Source organism: Pseudarthrobacter xylosi, from assembly GCF_055412765.1.
Map to the genome: position 1 here is coordinate 163,628 of NZ_JBVAYT010000009.1, position 15,319 is coordinate 178,946.

Annotated in this window: 14 protein-coding genes and 2 pseudogenes; 6 read left to right on the forward strand and 10 right to left on the reverse strand. The window is 59.2% G+C overall.

Annotated features, from left to right (window positions below; translation table 11 throughout):
* Positions 1 to 75 precede the first annotated feature (75 nt).
* The 6 genes from ACZY1F_RS17905 to ACZY1F_RS17930 form a co-directional block, all read right to left on the reverse strand.
* Positions 76 to 285, reverse strand: a complete 210-nt coding sequence (locus ACZY1F_RS17905; RefSeq protein WP_463943545.1) for a DUF4177 domain-containing protein — start codon at positions 283 to 285, stop codon at positions 76 to 78.
* Between the two features lie 114 nt (positions 286 to 399).
* A complete protein-coding gene (locus tag ACZY1F_RS17910; RefSeq protein WP_463943547.1) occupies positions 400 to 1,104 on the reverse strand; it encodes an SOS response-associated peptidase in 705 nt (234 codons plus the stop codon).
* Between the two features lie 387 nt (positions 1,105 to 1,491).
* Positions 1,492 to 1,788, reverse strand: a complete 297-nt coding sequence (locus ACZY1F_RS17915) for an immunity 26/phosphotriesterase HocA family protein (protein WP_463943548.1) — start codon at positions 1,786 to 1,788, stop codon at positions 1,492 to 1,494.
* A gap of 2 nt (positions 1,789 to 1,790) precedes the next feature.
* A complete protein-coding gene (locus ACZY1F_RS17920) occupies positions 1,791 to 2,075 on the reverse strand; it encodes a helix-turn-helix domain-containing protein (protein ID WP_463943550.1) in 285 nt (94 codons plus the stop codon).
* Positions 2,076 to 2,282: 207 nt separating this feature from the next.
* Complete coding sequence (locus ACZY1F_RS17925; RefSeq protein ID WP_463943552.1) at positions 2,283 to 3,452, reverse strand: ATP-binding protein; 1,170 nt, start codon at positions 3,450 to 3,452, stop codon at positions 2,283 to 2,285.
* Positions 3,453 to 3,646: 194 nt separating this feature from the next.
* Positions 3,647 to 3,874, reverse strand: coding sequence for a DUF2188 domain-containing protein (locus tag ACZY1F_RS17930; RefSeq protein ID WP_463943554.1), 228 nt, complete (start codon positions 3,872 to 3,874; stop codon positions 3,647 to 3,649).
* 383 nt (positions 3,875 to 4,257) lie between these two features.
* Here ACZY1F_RS17930 and ACZY1F_RS17935 point away from each other — a divergent pair, with 383 nt between their 5' ends.
* The gene (locus ACZY1F_RS17935) at positions 4,258 to 4,869 is read left to right on the forward strand and encodes a hypothetical protein (protein ID WP_463943555.1); all 612 of its coding nucleotides are present in this window, start codon (positions 4,258 to 4,260) and stop codon (positions 4,867 to 4,869) included.
* A 233-nt stretch (positions 4,870 to 5,102) separates the two neighbouring features.
* On the opposite strand, the gene ACZY1F_RS17940 is transcribed toward ACZY1F_RS17935, so the two are convergent.
* Positions 5,103 to 5,909, reverse strand: coding sequence for a restriction endonuclease (locus ACZY1F_RS17940; RefSeq protein WP_463943557.1), 807 nt, complete (start codon positions 5,907 to 5,909; stop codon positions 5,103 to 5,105).
* 137 nt (positions 5,910 to 6,046) lie between these two features.
* Positions 6,047 to 6,621 (reverse strand): annotated as a pseudogene (locus ACZY1F_RS17945) (recombinase family protein).
* 307 nt (positions 6,622 to 6,928) lie between these two features.
* Here ACZY1F_RS17945 and ACZY1F_RS17950 point away from each other — a divergent pair.
* Both ACZY1F_RS17950 and ACZY1F_RS17955 read left to right on the forward strand, forming a co-directional pair.
* Positions 6,929 to 8,103: pseudogene (locus ACZY1F_RS17950) on the forward strand (IS110 family RNA-guided transposase).
* An 854-nt stretch (positions 8,104 to 8,957) separates the two neighbouring features.
* Positions 8,958 to 9,869, forward strand: coding sequence for a DUF8370 family protein (locus ACZY1F_RS17955; protein WP_463943559.1), 912 nt, complete (start codon positions 8,958 to 8,960; stop codon positions 9,867 to 9,869).
* Positions 9,870 to 10,394: 525 nt separating this feature from the next.
* Here the strand turns inward: ACZY1F_RS17955 and ACZY1F_RS17960 are convergent.
* The gene (locus ACZY1F_RS17960; RefSeq protein WP_463943561.1) at positions 10,395 to 10,586 is read right to left on the reverse strand and encodes a hypothetical protein; all 192 of its coding nucleotides are present in this window, start codon (positions 10,584 to 10,586) and stop codon (positions 10,395 to 10,397) included.
* Between the two features lie 259 nt (positions 10,587 to 10,845).
* Positions 10,846 to 11,712 carry a hypothetical protein gene (locus ACZY1F_RS17965; RefSeq protein ID WP_463943563.1) on the reverse strand — a complete coding sequence of 289 codons (867 nt, stop codon included), beginning with the start codon at positions 11,710 to 11,712 and terminating at the stop codon, positions 10,846 to 10,848.
* Positions 11,713 to 11,880: 168 nt separating this feature from the next.
* On the opposite strand from ACZY1F_RS17965, the gene ACZY1F_RS17970 reads away from it, so the two are divergent.
* From ACZY1F_RS17970 to ACZY1F_RS17980, 3 genes are all read left to right on the forward strand, one after another.
* Positions 11,881 to 12,105, forward strand: a complete 225-nt coding sequence (locus ACZY1F_RS17970; protein ID WP_463943565.1) for a recombinase family protein — start codon at positions 11,881 to 11,883, stop codon at positions 12,103 to 12,105.
* Between the two features lie 1,957 nt (positions 12,106 to 14,062).
* A complete protein-coding gene (locus ACZY1F_RS17975; protein ID WP_463943567.1) occupies positions 14,063 to 14,722 on the forward strand; it encodes a ParA family protein in 660 nt (219 codons plus the stop codon).
* 5 nt (positions 14,723 to 14,727) lie between these two features.
* Positions 14,728 to 15,267 carry a hypothetical protein gene (locus ACZY1F_RS17980; RefSeq protein WP_463943569.1) on the forward strand — a complete coding sequence of 180 codons (540 nt, stop codon included), beginning with the start codon at positions 14,728 to 14,730 and terminating at the stop codon, positions 15,265 to 15,267.
* Positions 15,268 to 15,319 lie beyond the last annotated feature (52 nt).

The following is a 15,319-nucleotide window of genomic DNA, read 5'->3' on the forward strand; positions in this document are numbered from 1 at the left end:
CACTGAGGACAGCGAACTGTCTTGTCGGAGTGCTACAGGCTATCCAGTCGCCACAGCTCGTTTCGCAAGGTGCGACTATCCGAGGCTCTCGAACACCATCGTTGCCTGGATGCGGTCACCGCCGCCGATCATTCCTTTGCTCCCGCTGCTCGCGGTGGTGATGGTGTGGAGCCGGTAGCCCTTCGAGGCCTGATCATTGATGGCCTTCTCCAAGGCGGTCAGGTTCCCTGAACCGGTTCCCCACAGTTTCTCTTTCAGGATCACCTGCAGAACAACGTACTGCATGACATGAATTCCTTCCGTTGTTGGCCAATTGGGTGCAATGCTACTCGCAGCGGCAGGGCGCTCCTCCGAGGCGTGAGCGACGGAAAGCTCACTACGGCTGTCGATTCTGCGTGCTCATTTAGCCGGCTCGATCAGCTCGGGTCCGTTGTTCCGGACACTGTTGACTCTCGTGCTGACTATCCGCGGAGTCAGGACGGGATCAGGCAGGGAGTCCAACAGGTGCTGGATGTCTTTCTTGTCGGTCAGATCCGGGTCCAGCCACTCAGCGAAGCGGTCGCGCGGACTGATCACGGGCGACCTGTCGTGGACATGGCCCAAGGCGTCCTGGGTGGTGGTGGTCAGAACTGTGCAGCTGAGTAGCCAGCGGCCCGGGTCATCTTTGGGCAACGACGGATCAGCCCACCACTCATAGAGCCCAGCAAACCCCAGCACGGGCTCCTTCTCGGAGTAGAGGTAGTTGGAGATTTTCTTGCCGTCCTCGGTCGTCTGCCATTCAAAATAGCCGTCCGCAGGGAGAATTCCTCTGCGTTTAACGGCCGCCTTGCGGAAGGAAGGTTTCTCCAGGATCGACTCGCTGCGGGCATTGATCAGCTTGTTTCCGATCTTGACGTCTTTCGCCCAGGACGGGACCAGGCCCCAGTGGGCTATGAGCAGATGCCGCTCGACGGTGCCCTCGTCCAGCCGCTCGGCCACGATGGGGACATCCTGAGTAGGCGCCAAATTCCAGCTCGGCGACGGCGGAGTGCCCTCCACTTCCTTCGCATCGAAATAACTCAGAAGGTCCCCGGTGGCCTTGGACATCACATATCTGCCGCACATGAGGCCATTCTTCCTGACGTGGCATCGGCTAATAGCTCTCGCTACGAATGACGATGAGCTTTTTGACTTTCCTCCGACCCCAGCGGACGCAATTCACGGGGTCAGCCACGGGCATGAGCCGGCAGTCCGCTCACCAGCGCTGGTCCGTCAAAGAATGACCTACGGAGTTCTCCTGTTGCCGTGCGGACGGTGGTCCCGGGCGCAGATGGAACGAGAATAGCGGATTAGGACAGAAGGCGGGTGAGCCGTTTCTCCAAGGCCCCGTGGCCAAACAGGTCGTTGGACGGGCCCTGCTCGGCCAGGCCTTGCGGAATATGTTCTTCCGCGAGGAAGTTGCCCGGGTCCCCTTCGTCGTAAAAGACCCCGAAGGACTGACCAGTCAGTTGCTCATATCGTACAGACTGGCAGAGGCCACTTTTTGGCATCCCAAGAATCGAGACGTCCTAGAATTGGCCACTCTCCCAGCTTGAGTCCGAGATCCCCAAACCTGGCAACGAGAACGGCATCGGCGGCCGAAAGTCCGGCAACGTCCTCGAGAGTTGGTTTGCTACTCCTCTTTGGCCCGTAAAAGTAACCCACCAGAGTGCCTCCGCGTTTTCCGCGGGCAAGCAGGCCTAAGCCAAAGCCGCCATCCCTTAGAGGAACCGCAAACCAATCCCCCACGGCGTACTTACGGGCAGCCACTATTAACCCCCGGCAGATTCGCTGTCGGGGATCTGCCCTGAGGCTATGATCTCTTCAGTCTTTGCGTAGGCAGCGTCGATGTATGCCACAAGATCGTCTTCGCGCACGCGCCAGATGTTGCGGCCGCCGAACTGCGCGGCCCTTAACTCGCCGCTTCTCACCAAGGCATAGACGGCCGGCGAGCCCAGGTTCAGGATCTCCTGAACCTGCTCAAGGGACAGCATCTTGGGAAAGGACATCGGCGCCGGGCCCTGCACCTGGTTCCCTTGTTCGGTCCGTTTTGTCATAGTTACTTGTCCTCAATTCGGTGCCGCATTTTGATCCATTTTTGGTTCATCGAACGAGTTGCCAGTGCGGCAACTGCCTAGCTCAATGCGCGTCAGCGCCGACGTTGCGTCGCTGAGCTGTCTCCTTCAGGGTCGTTTCCTTCGCCGCGTAGATGCCGGGCGGTTTACCGTTTCCCCGGCGTCAATGGCTCGTCCACTGTTCCCCTGTTATTCGTTGAGACGTTTGACGTAGTCCGCCATGCCAGGAACGGTGAACGCCACCGTGCCCAGGGCCGGTGCGTAGATGATGCCCTTTTCAATCAGTGAAGCCCTGGTCATGGACAGGGATGTCGGCTTTTTCTGTGCCCGCTGGGCGAGGTCCGAAGTGCTGGATCCTGCATCGCCGTCGAGCGCCATAAGGCGAAGGAAAGCCTTCTCGGCCTTTGTCGCCCGTTTCCACCGCGACGGGAAAAAGCCTTGATCCAACTGTGCGCGGCCGATTTCAACCGCGATTGCGGCATCATCGAGGGTCACGGTCTTCTCAGGCGCCGTTTCCCAGGCCGCGTACCCGTATTCCTGCAGGAAGTACGGGTATCCGCCCGAAGCGTCCAACAGGAGCTCTTTCGCCGCCGGCGCGAATGACACGCCGTACCGCACGGCTGGAACCACTAGGGCCGATTCGGCAGCTTCCCGTGTCAGCGCTCCGATGCTGCGGTAGGTGAAAATCCGCTCCGCGTAGGAGCGCGCTTCGCTCAGGACCGAGGGCAGGTTGGGCAGCCCTGCGCCGGCGATGTAGAAGGGCCATTCACGCTGGTTCGCCAAGTGCTGGGCGCTCAGAAGTGCGGTGATGAGTCCGTCGTCCAGGTCCTGCATCTCATCGATGATGAAAATCAGGCCCGACCGGTTCTCCGCTAATGCTCCGCAGAGATCCTCAATCAGTTCCTCGAGGTCCACTTCGATCGATCCGGAGTCGGCCCGGCCTTGATTGAGGTTCACCCCAATATCGATTCCGGTCACGCCCAGCTTGGCTGAGAATGAAGCGATGCTCCCGAGCGCGGCCCGTAGCTTGGCTCCAGCACCGCGGCTGTTCAGCTTCCTGCCGGCCTGCAGCAGGTTCCGGGCGAGTTTCGCTCGCACGGCTCCAGGGCCTCCCTCAGCGTCTCTGCCTTCGAGGACAACGACCATGCACTCTGCGTGTTCGGCCTGTCGCCGAAACTCATTGAGCAGCACGGTCTTGCCCACCCCCCGCAACCCATGCAGGACGATCCCCCGGTCAGGCCGGCGCTGGCGGGTCTTGGCCAGCAGCAGGTCAAAGGCATCGATTTCGCTCTGACGGCCAGCCAGCTCAAAGGGCCGCCGACCGGAACCAGGCGAATAAGGATTCAGCGCACTTTCCATATAAGAGATTATAAGGCACTATCCAAATTTATGGATAAGTTTATATATGTTCGGATAAGTCCGCAGGAGGGCGTTGGTCCCTTAGCCCTGACGCGGTTGAGAGTTCGCCCTCCTGCATCCTTCGTGCCCGCCAGAATACCGGCCACCTCAGACGGTCTCCAGTGACCTTCAAAACATCTGATGAGGCCGGGATCCTACTTATCCTTGGGAGGATTGGGATCGTTGCCGTAGGAGTTCTTCTCACCGATGGTCCCATCAAGCTTCTTGACCGTGTGTTCTACACCATCACGCTTAGCAGCATCCCTCCCGGTCGATTGCTGTTCGGCCTTAGTCCCACCGGCGGAGAAGGCCTTATCTTTGCCCACCCGGCGGCTCTTCCACTGCCCGTCTTCGTTGTAGGTCTCAATTCCCGGCTTGGCCATCCGATACCTCCATGTCCCCACGCCAGGCAAATCCCGACGCTGATCGCCAATCTACAGCCCCGGGGACATGGGCTACAGGAAAGTGCCACGCTGGCTACACCGCTGCACAACCTCTGGCCCGAATGCGGCTTGCATAGTTGATGCATCTCAGTGCGCCGCGGAGGAGGCCATCAAGTCATGCAATGCCTGGGGCCCCGCCCGCTGGGGCCAATCACTGCCCAGAGGCAACCGGTGCAGATGTTGACCCCGGCCGTGGTGTCGAGCTGCTTGCCGTTCATGCTGCCGCAGCCTTGACGGGTGCATGCTTGTCCGTGCCGCTGGGTAGTCTTTCGTGCATGACTCCCTTGGCTTTCCTCGCAGCTGCCGTGCCGGTCCCGGTTCCGTTGAAGCTGACCGACGACGACGTGTTCCTGGTCTGGACAAGCGTTGTGATCCCGTCAGCCGCCGCGGTCGCTTCGGTTGCGGTGGCGGTGTTCTCGGTTTTCATTGCGTGGAAGGCTCGCAAGATTGCCGAGGACTCGGAGCTGGCGCGGGTGAAAGCCGAGAGCGATCGTGTGCGGTTTGAGGAGCAGCAGCGCTTTGACTCGGCATTGCGTGACATTTTCCTCGGAATTGCTGAGCGAATAATTGCCCTACGCAAGCACCATTCCGAGTTGAAGAGCGCGATTTTCAATATGCGGCTGAACAGGGGTATGTCCGGGTTCACGTTTCCTCCCCGGCCGCCGGTGTCTTCACTTCTGGTCCTCATCGCTGCCGCACGGCTGGAAGCTCGACAGCCGGACGAGCGACTCATGTTGGAAGCAGCCAGCGCATACTCGAAAAGGGCCGCTGAAGCGGGTGAAGCTACTCCAAAGGAAGACAAGGACGCAGACCGCGAGGTTCGGGCCGAGGCCGAGCAAAAAGCCCTGGAGAAGCTCTGGTTGTTCATTGACGTATGGCGCAACGGCGACGCGGTGGACCGTGCTCGGATAGTCCAATCACTGGAGACGGCCTGATAGTTCATGATGCTCGACTTTTGCGTGGTTGGCGGCGTTGTCGCGGGTCTTGGTCTTGACCAGGGTTACGAGGTCGTGACGGCCGACGCGGTAGAGCTGCTTCTCGACGGTCTAGGGCGATGGATGGGATTAGGATTCTGCCATGACCAACCCGCCCTCTGGCCGGGGGTGAGTGGCAGAGCAAGACTCAGCCAAGGGCCATTGCTTCCAAATTCTGCACATCACTCCGACCACTACGAATCGAGGAAGTCCCATTCGTCTCCTAGGATCCACCGCAGGGTTGACAACTTGCCGGACAGGAGGCCCCACTCAAATTGATCGCCCGGTTGCACAGACTCGTACCCATACAAGTCCTCGATGCGCTTGTGTGCCGCCAAAATCTGCCTGACAGTGGCCTCTCCCAATTGCGGATGGGCGGTCGCCGGGTCCTTCTCCGATCGTCCGTACCAAACTTTGTCAAACATCTCGTGCTCGGCGGCTACGATCTCGGTGATGGACCGCATACCCTCCGCGAAGACGCCATGCCTAGTCAATAGGTCTGGGTGCCTTGTAAGCATCGATGAGAGTTGCGGACGTTCCCAGTATCGAATGCGAAAGGGAGGGCGTCGATTTCGTCGATAGTTCTCGAGCCAGTCTTTAGCAGGATTGGAAAGGAACCCGCTTGCGGCCACGAGGACTACGTCGGGAAGTTCTGACTCTGCCCACGTCATCAAGCCCTGTAAAGCCTCAGGTGGAACGCCCTTCTCATAGTGTTTGGCATCAACGAACCACGTCTCGAAGTGCTCATACCCGTCTGCGTCCTCAAGTCGACGCTGAGCCACTATGTCTCGCCCCCGATCCGAAGGACTGCTGTTTTTCGGCGTCCCTTTCCGCCAATCAACATTGACATATCCAGACTCGGTGAGCAGGTCGAAGCAAAGCTCCTCGAACTCCGTAGGATCCAGCCCCTTAAACGAGAACTTTGCAGTCGAGTAATTGAAATCGACCGGTCCTTCGCCCTCGGAAACGGCCAGGTTCTCGATACGTGTGGGGTCAGTCATTCAATCAATATATGCGGCCGTGTCGCGGCCCGGACGCAAGGGGAAGAAAGGTCCGCACGCCCGATGCGATTACGCGACGGAGTTGCCTAGGTTGACCGCAGGAGACTTCTGACATTCAGTCGGCACCGCGGCGATCTTCAGATGGCGCGCCTTTGGAGCTCGCGGTACACCGTCGTCCGTGACACCCGGAACAGCTCGGCCAGTTCGGCCTGCGTGTGCTCGCCGGCGTCGTGCAGTGTCAGAAGATGCTTCCGCTGCGTCTTGGACAATTTTGGCTGTTTGCCTTTCAGCCGCCCTTCGCTTTGGCGACAGCCATGCCCTCGCGGGTGCGCATCCGGATAAGGTCCGCCTCGAACTCGACCACCATTCCCAGGACGTTGAACAGCAGCCGGCCTACCGGGTCAGTTGGGTCGTGGGTGTTTCCGCCGAGACTTAGGACTACCCCCTTGGCCGTCAGCTCGGCGGCTATGTCCCTGGCGTCCGAAAGGGAGCGCGCCAACCGGTCGAGCTTGGTCACCAAGAGCGTATCGCCGGCCCGGCACGCGGCCATCGCTTCACGGAGCCCCGGGCGCACCCGATTCGCTCCCGTCAGTCCGTGATCGACGAAGATCTGGGCCTCCTCTACACCCAGAGCAAAGAGGGCATTGCGTTGGGCGGTAAGGTCCTGGTCGTTCGTCGAGACTCGGGCATACCCGATCTTCATTCCAGTCATAGGGAACATGGTTGCAGTAATCCCCCCCCCGTTACCTTTTTCGTAGCCCGTTCCTGTTGCAGGATGAGGGTGTGCTGGCCTGCTGGCCCCGGCATGATTGCCGCCCCCAGTCGTCAATGATCCGGGGGGTGTTGTCACCGGGGTCCGGTAGGTGCCGGAGAGACCGCTAATAGAGGCAGGACAGTTTGGGATCGTCGTGCGTAACGTGGATGCCGGGCTCTGACACCGCGGACAGTCCAGCACAAGTATCAGCTGCTACGACTGGGAGGTACAGGTGATCGGAAACCACGGAAGTATTGATGTCTTCATGGGCCTGGACGTCGGCAAGGGCGAGCACCACGCCGTTGCCGTGGACCGGACGGGGAAAAAACTCTTCGATAAGGCTTTGCCCAACGACGAGCTCAGGCTGCGCGAGATCCTTGACTCTTTGAAGAAGCACGGCAGTATCCTGCTCGTGGTCGACCAGCCAGCCACGATCGGTGCACTCCCCGTCGCGGTTGCCCAAGCCGCCGGCCGCACCAACATCAGACCACCCGACCCCAGAAACGGCCAGTAACATGGACGATTTCCCCGCAATTTTCTTAGTTCGGAGAAGATGCCCGGGACGCGTTCATCATCGCCGAAGCGGCCCGGACCATGCCGCACACGCTGCGCTCTATCCAGATCGCAGACGAACAGCTCGCGGAACTTACCATGCTCTGCGGCTTCGACGACGACCTGGCTAAACAGGCCACCGCGACGTCGAACCGGATCCGCGGCCTGCTGACCCAGATCCACCCGGCACTGGAGCGTGTCCTTGGCCCGCGTCTGGACCACCCGGCCGTGTTGGATCTGCTGCGGACCTGGCCGACCCCCGAAGCGCTCCGCCACGCCGGCCGGCGCAGGATCGGGAAAAGGTTGATAAGGCTCGCGCCCAGGATGGGTGAACGCCTTGCCGGCGAGATCATCGATGCGCTGGACCAGCAAACAGTGACAGTGGTCGGAACGAACGCCGCGACGATCGTTCTACCCCAGCTCGCCCGGATGCTTGCCGACATCCGCGAATCGCGGGACACCGTTTTCACCCAGGTTGAAGCCCTCGTGGAGGCCCACCCTCTTCACCCGGTCCTGACATCTCTCCCGGCGGTCGGTGTCAGGACCGCAGCACGGATCCTCACCGAGGTCGTCGGCAAGGACTTCGCCTCCGCCGGACACCTGGCCTCCTACGCGGGTCTGGCACCGGTGACCTGGCGATCCGGGTCATCCATCCGCGGCGACCACCCATCCCGGAAAGGAAACAAAATCCTCAAAAGAGCCCTGTTCCTCTCCGCGTTCGCTGCGCTGAAGGACCCGTTGTCGAGGGCCTACTATGACCGAAAACGGGCCGAAGGCAAACGACACAACCAAGCCCTCATCGCCCTCGCCCGGCGCCGCTGCGACATCCTTTACGCCATGCTCAGAGACGGCACCCTCTACGAAGCGCGAACGCCTTCAGCGGCTTGACGAAAACCATAGAGGCACCCCCCCGTCACCGTGCATTTCATCGTGCGGGTCTTACGTACATGGCCCAGTCCAGCAACCGCGCGGAACGTGGCGGCGGGCTTCCGCGGCACTGTGATCGACCGGCTTACGTGCCGGTCCAGGGTGACCCGCTCGGCTCTCACAATGTCAACGAGCTCGGCGCAGTTCGGGAACCGCAACCAAGCCCTTTGATGCAGGCCGGGATATTTGGCCACACTCGCGCGTCTGCGGGGTGTGATATTTGGGGTAACTCGCACCGCTCCGGCCCCGCTAGGCGTGCCGGGTCCTGACGCAGCGCGCCTAGCTTTCGGGGGCCTACTGAGCCTCGGGAAGACGTCTCAGCGTGCGAGCCATGAGCCGGGCGGACTCGACGCCCAGGCGGGCTCCCGCGGGGGATGAAGCGAGAAATCGTATGGCCAGAACTACATAAATGTAATTATGTTTCCGTTATCAAAAAGCGCTGTAAGGCGATTTGAGGGCCCGGCGCGCGCCGCGCGGTCCATGTTTTACCCCGGTTGCGTGGAAGCCTTGGAAGGGGCCATGGAAGGCCGCTGAGAGGGTGCTGTGAGGGTGCTTGCAGCAGGACCGAAAAAGTGTGCTATCGTTAATAGCAAGGCCAGTTTTAGGGAACGCACGAATGCCCTGCTGGTTACCTCCAAAGGTGGAGGAGTCCAAGCAGGGCTAGGTTCTATATCGTTGGTCAGGCGATAGATCTAGCTTACTCGGACTTGGCCGTTGTGTCTAATTTTGGGACACGGGGGCTGCCCGTTCTCTGGCGCCGTCGGGAGCGAAACAGTTCAAACCCCCGGTTAGAAAGCCGGAGTGAGCAGATCATCATGACCTTCCTTTCAGATATTTACGCCCTCCCCACGAACGTCCCGTTTTTGGACGTTGACGTGGATAACGACAACCTTTTGTTCGCAGATGGCAGTGCCATCCGTAACGCCGCCGGCCCCTACGGGGTGCGGGCCCAAGCCCAGTTGACAGGTTTCTTCACCGGCCTGATCCAGCTCCGCCAAAGCCCGTCACTTGCTGACAGGACCCGAGGGCTTTCCGTCCTTCAGCGAATGAGTGAACCCGGGGAGACCCGGTTGGGCTACTCCGCGAAGGGAACGAACGGCAAGGGATTCGGAAACGGACTTGGCAGGGTACTTTGGACCGCGCTTGGGAACCGCCTTTGCCAGGAACAAGCGCTGACCCGGATCGAACACCTTCCGCTGTTCCTTGACGGCGTTGACCGGGACCTTATGTCCGACATGATTACGCGTGTGGCCATGGACATCTTGGTTGACTTCACGCATGACATGATGCGCCAATATCCCGCCCTGGCCGCCACCACCACCACGCAGAACTTGATGGTGTGGGATCTCCAGAAATTCGACTGGGTCTCCAAGAGGTGCCAGCTGCCATTCGTTGGCGAGAAACAGCTGGTCCTTATTCCCCGGAGCTGGGTGACATGGCAACCGCTGATGCACCCCAACCCGTTCTACAACCGCTACACGACTCAGGCGGTTCAGGACGAGCAGACCAGCATCACTCCGGACGGGAAAATTGATAAGCCATACAAATGGCAGATCAAGGCCGACCACCCGAAGATCAAGCAGTTCAACTCCGAACGAACCCTGAAAGACATGTCCGTGAGCAATCACGTACAGGAATACCAGCAGGAAGTAGACCAGGCGTATGTCCCGCTTGATGCAGACGAGGCCCGCAGCCGCATTTTGAGGGGTCTGCCGAAGGCCAGCTAGGCCCGCCCCTTGCAACGCTGGGCAGGTCCCCCCGGAGGACCTGCCCAGCCCTTCGGGGCCGAGGCCCTCCTGTCATCGCGAAGCGCGGACGGCGATCGACTTACGGGCGCAGGTGCGACACCGAGCGACAGCAAAACGCCGCCATATAGCGATCAAATCCACAGGCCCGCCATTCGAAAGCGTGGTGGAGGTTAACCTCCCCGTCGTGGAAGGATATGGCAGAGGTCATGAGGCTGGGAGCGGGTTGTGATCACCACACACGAAGAAGTGAAAGCCGACCACGGGGCGCGAAAACAACGTGGGCCTCTCGTTCGCGCTGATCCGATAGACCGCTTGCGCTTGAACTTTCCATTCCTCGAGTGTCCTTTGGCGTTGAACAAGTTTGCGTCACCTTGCTGGCCATGGCTGCAATCCCCCAAATTCCACACTGCTGAACAAGGAGCATGCTAGGCGATTTCAGGGTTTCCAGGACGGCCTCAGCCGGACGACTGCCTGCATAGCGTCGCTGTGCAGGCAGTCGAAGGCCTAGAAAATGCCGTCGAAGAGGCCCAAATCAGTGGGAAAGTCGATGTCAGTTCCACTGCCGGCGCCGGAGTCCGGGTTTACCTCTCCGGGGCTCTCCGGGCCCTGGCCGGCATTCTGCAGGGCTGACTGGATGTCCCTGGCGAGCTGGAGGAGCCTAGCCATGCGGAAGGCCAGGCCGATAGTCCGGAGCACTGTCCGAAGGGTGTTCTTGTTGGTCGTTTTTAGGTGTTTAGCAGCCACAGTGGGCGCCCTTTCGGTAATCGAATACCGTGACTGATCCTTTGACAAGGTAGGGAACCTCGTGTACCTTTATTAGTGTCAAGTAATGAAGAGTACGGTCGCAAGAGCTGCACGGATTCTTAGCTTAGGGAACACCTACTGGTGTTCCCTTTTTGTTGTTTCCCTAGTATCAATTTTACCGGAGGTTTTAGGCCCCCCTGCAGAAGTCCTGTCAGGCAACCCCCTTACTTCCCAGTACTGGCGCGGATTCTGAGCCGGTTCTGTCCCCTGCAGAACCATTTTTCTTTCTCATAGCCTTGGCTGCGGAAGCCTGCCGGTTGAGGCGCGTGTCGGTGTCGAATGGTTCGTAGAAGGCCCGATGGTAGACCTTTCGCAGCTTGATCGGAGTTTTGGGGTCACGCTCGTAGGTCTCGCGTTCCTGGCTGAGTTTGGCAAGGCGAAGTTCCCTGTAGCCTCTTTCCGCTGTCCGTTCTGAGAATCCGTACCATCGTGGTACCTGCTGGGCGGCCACATTTTGGGACGTCTTTTTCGAGGTGCCGGCCAGCAGCACGAGCATCATCGCCTTACCGGGAAGGCCTAGCTGGTCGGCGTGACCGTTGGTCCAGTACTCATGCGGGATGGAGAAGTACCACTGTTTGAAGGCCGCCGTCCCGTCCGGACGTATGTAGGGATCGCTGCTGCGGTCCTCCAGAAGGGGGCGGACGTTGTATACGACTTTCCCTGGCTGGCGATGGACGAGATCCCACTCCTGCAAAACCTTGAAGGCGTTCGCGGTAGTAGCCGTGGTGATCTTGGGGCCCAGCAGCATCGCCCAAGTCTGCAACGACAAAGGGCTCTCCACTACTACTGGTTCTAGGGCCAGTAGTAACAGGTAAAGGTCAAGAGCGGTCTTGTGCCGGCCGTTGACGAATGCTGCCAACGTCGACGCTCGGTTCGCTTCGTCCTGGTGGTTCTGAACAAACACTTGGCGCACGGGCGCGGTGCCGCGTCGCGCTTTTTTCAGGTAGAAGTCCCGCAAGGTCGCCGTCGTATGCGGTACGTCATCCGCAATGCCAGCGAAGGGATTGGTTGTTGTCATGCCCCAATAGTGCAGGACTGGGCCATCTCGGGCAACGTAGCTGGCAAACCGCAACGGTGCTGTCAGGTGCCATATGGGATTACGTGGGATAACGCTATGGGATGGCTGACTGGGACAAGATGCGATAACGAACACTATTGTGCGTGAACGCAGTTTTCAGGTCTCTTCATGATTGCCTTTCGGGAGCGGGCCACCTGCCAGCCCGGAATAGACGGAAAAGTCTGGGACATCCCAATCCTTCCTTGCGCGCTGCGCCGCCCAGGGCTCCAGGACCGCGCTCCGGCTCTAAGGGCGGGCGACGTCCTCGTGGTACATACACTGGACAGGCTCGGCCGCACCGTCCGGGACAACTTCCGTGGCATCGAGGTCACCAAACACGACAATCCGTCCTAGTGACCGGCAACGTTTCCAGCAGGCAGGGAACACAAACTACAAAGCGCCATGTGAGTGCCAGGTCATCAAGTTCGATGACGGGTCCGTGGGCGCTCCTGAAACGACAGAGCGCGGGGAAGCACGTAGCCCGTGACGATATCCCTGACGAACGTATACAAGGCCTCCCCAACTACTGCCCTTCAAAAACGATCAAGCAGCCTTTTTGCCCGGGTTTGATTCCGACTACGTCTTTTGACCACGGTCCCGAGGCCAGTTCGGCTCACCCAGAGGATTTTCGCAGCAGTGGTCAGAAACGGTCGTTTTGAACCTGGTTTCCCGGGTCGGAACAAATCCCTCCACCCAGGCCATAACCAAACATCCCTGCCCATTAACCCGTCATAGTCGAAGTAAGGGCGTGATCGCATCTCGCCTACACTTCGGAACTCCGGTAGTTACATACTCTGTGAGCCTGTTAGTCCGTTCTACTGGCACGTCGGGACCCTGGGCCGCCGAGACCGCAGAATGTCCAACCCGTGAGTATGTGAGTCCGTCAGTCCGTCAGTCCGTCAGTCCACGAGCCTGTGACTCTGTCAGTCGTGAGCACGCGACTCCCAGAGTCCGTCAGTCCGTGAGGGGTCTGAGAACGTAGCCCCGGACGCAACCACCGGCCCAACACTCTGTGATTTCGGAACTCCGGTAGTTACATACTCAGTGACTCTGTCAGTCCGTAAGTATGTTGTACTAGCACGTCGGGACCCTGGGCCGCCGAGACCGCAGAATGTCCAACCCGTGAGTATGTGAGTCAGTGAGTATGTAAGTCCGTAAGTCCGTCAGTCCGTCAGTCCGTCAGTCCACGAGCCTGTGACTCTGTCAGTTGTGAGCACGCGACTCCCAGAGTCCGTCAGTCCGTAAGGGTCTGAGAACGTAGCCCCGGACGCAACCAACGGCCCCAACACTCTGTGATTTCGGAACTCGGTAGTTACGTACTCTGTGATTTCGGAACTCCGGTAGTTACATACTCAGTGACTCTGTCAGTCCGTAAGTATGTTGTACTGGCACGTCGGCACCCTGGGCCGCCGAGACCGCAGAATATCCAACCCGTGAGTATGTGAGTCACTGAGTCCGTCAGTCCGTCAGTCCAAGAGCCCGTGAGTATGTGAGTCACTGAGTCCGTCAGTCCGTCAGTCCACGAGCCCGTGACTCTGTCAGTTGTGAGCACGCGACTCCCAGAGTCCGTCAGTCCGTGAGGGCCTGAGAACGTAACCCCGGACGCAACCAACGGCCCAACACTCTGTGATTTCGGAACTCGGTAGTTACGTACTCTGTGATTTCGGAACTCCGGTAGTTACATACTCAGTGACTCTGTCAGTCCGTAAGTATGTTATCCTGGCGCGTCGGCACCCTGGGCCGCCGAGACCCCATAATGTCCAACCCATGAGTATGTGAGTCAGTGAGTATGTAAGTCCGTCAGTCCGTCAGTCCGTCAGTCCACGAGCCTGTGACTCTGTCAGTCGTGAGCACGCGACTCCCAGAGTCCGTCAGTCCGTAAGGGCCTGAGAACGTAACCCCGGACGCAACCAACGGCCCAACATCGACATCAATGAAACTCCATGAAACGGCGGGTCGCTCCATAGCATGAAGCGAACGCCCCCGTTCCTGGCAACGGTTGAAGTGTCAGGAACGGCATGGTGGGGGAGTGGCCCACTTGCCCACCCTGCCTCGGCAGATACAGAGTGACAGAGTGACAGAGTCATGGAGTGACAGAGAAACAAAGTCACTGAGTCTGTGCGTCTACGGCGATTCTTCCGACAGTAGGGGAGTGGGGCTGGTAATTTTGGCGTAGCGCTTGCCGGCGACTGACAGATGTTCCCTACCTTTGATCGAGCTGACCCATTTCCTCGGGTTGATGGAGCTTAGGTGGGGCCACAGTCCCAAGTCGTTACGAGGGCCATGAAAATCCAAAATTAAGGAAGCACTCATGAGGGTCGTAGCTGTCGTCAACCAAAAAGGCGGCGCCGGAAAAACCACGACGGTGATGAATCTTGCCGCCGTTGCCGCACAGAGCTCGAAGGTGCTCGTCGTCGACGCCGACCCGCAGGGTTCAGTAACGATGTGGGCAACCAATGCAGAGGAACTCCCTGAAAGGGAACAGCTGCAGTTTGACGTGGCGACTGAAACGGATCCGGAAGCGCTCACACAAATGCGCAATCTTGACTACGACACGGTTTTCGTCGATACCCCGGGTAACTTGGAAAACATTCAGGTTCTCAAGGCCATCGTTGGACAGTCGGACTTCATCGTGATGCCAACAGAAGCCACCCCTTTGGCACTGCTGCCTCTCGTCTACACTTTCGAGAAGATAGTCCAGCCCTTCGGCCTCGACTACAGGGTCGTGATCACAAAGGCCGATTCGCGTTCACCGCAGGATGCGTTGGACGCACAGGAGATGCTGCGAGAGCAGGGGATCCTCGTTTGCAACTCGTTTGTTCGCTCCTACAAGGCACACGAGCGGGCACCCATGTACGGGACGGTGGTTACTTCGTACGAAAAAACTCGCAACTCCGAGAAAGCAACTATGGATTACAAAGATGTCGCTCTGGAACTGTTCAGTCTCTGGGCCAAGACCAGGAAGGGCTGAACTCGATGGTGCTAAAAGGTGGATTCAAAAACTTTGCTGACCAGACACGGGAGATCAAGGAAGCCCCTCCTATTGACCTAGGTGGGGATGCTCCCACCCTCCACATTGTCCATGAGGCCGCTGCTTTGCATAACGGCTCAAAGGCACTGTCGACAGAAGAAGCTGCATCACCCATTGCGGCAGCTAACCCTGCACCGGAGTCCGGTGGGGGAGTGACGTCGGAGATTGCGCCCACGCCCGAGAACGGAGTCGTGCATGCCACTTCGACCCAAGCGGCAAAAGACGTTGAGGGACCCGTTGTTTCCAGCCACACGCATTATACGGAACTGGTCCGCAAGGAATTGAGGCTGCATGCGGACCAGGCCGACGAGCTGACAGTACTTGCTACTAAGGTTCAACGCGCCCGGAGGGAAAAGGGCGAACGCATTACGGATAACACGCTGATCCGAGTTGCCGTGGACTTGTTGCTGGAGCGACAGAAGGAACTCGTCGGTTCAACTGAGGATGAACTGCGCGTTGCGTTAGGCCTAACCCCACGGGCCTAAATATGCCCTGGCTGTCACGTCCCGTGGCCGCGGCGAGCCGCACACTCACTCC

What these genes read in the sequence shown, in the direction of transcription:
- ACZY1F_RS17905 (WP_463943545.1), bottom strand. Translation starts at nt 285, where the DNA reads ATGCAGTACGTTGTTCTGCAGGTGATCCTGAAAGAGAAACTGTGGGGA.
- ACZY1F_RS17920 (WP_463943550.1), bottom strand. Translation starts at nt 2,075, where the DNA reads ATGACAAAACGGACCGAACAAGGGAACCAGGTGCAGGGCCCGGCGCCG.
- ACZY1F_RS17980 (WP_463943569.1), top strand. Translation starts at nt 14,728, where the DNA reads ATGGTGCTAAAAGGTGGATTCAAAAACTTTGCTGACCAGACACGGGAG.
- ACZY1F_RS17970 (WP_463943565.1), top strand. Translation starts at nt 11,881, where the DNA reads ATGATTGCCTTTCGGGAGCGGGCCACCTGCCAGCCCGGAATAGACGGA.
- ACZY1F_RS17925 (WP_463943552.1), bottom strand. Translation starts at nt 3,452, where the DNA reads ATGGAAAGTGCGCTGAATCCTTATTCGCCTGGTTCCGGTCGGCGGCCC.
- ACZY1F_RS17975 (WP_463943567.1), top strand. Translation starts at nt 14,063, where the DNA reads ATGAGGGTCGTAGCTGTCGTCAACCAAAAAGGCGGCGCCGGAAAAACC.
- ACZY1F_RS17930 (WP_463943554.1), bottom strand. Translation starts at nt 3,874, where the DNA reads ATGGCCAAGCCGGGAATTGAGACCTACAACGAAGACGGGCAGTGGAAG.
- ACZY1F_RS17955 (WP_463943559.1), top strand. Translation starts at nt 8,958, where the DNA reads ATGACCTTCCTTTCAGATATTTACGCCCTCCCCACGAACGTCCCGTTT.
- ACZY1F_RS17910 (WP_463943547.1), bottom strand. Translation starts at nt 1,104, where the DNA reads ATGTGCGGCAGATATGTGATGTCCAAGGCCACCGGGGACCTTCTGAGT.
- ACZY1F_RS17940 (WP_463943557.1), bottom strand. Translation starts at nt 5,909, where the DNA reads ATGACTGACCCCACACGTATCGAGAACCTGGCCGTTTCCGAGGGCGAA.
- ACZY1F_RS17965 (WP_463943563.1), bottom strand. Translation starts at nt 11,712, where the DNA reads ATGACAACAACCAATCCCTTCGCTGGCATTGCGGATGACGTACCGCAT.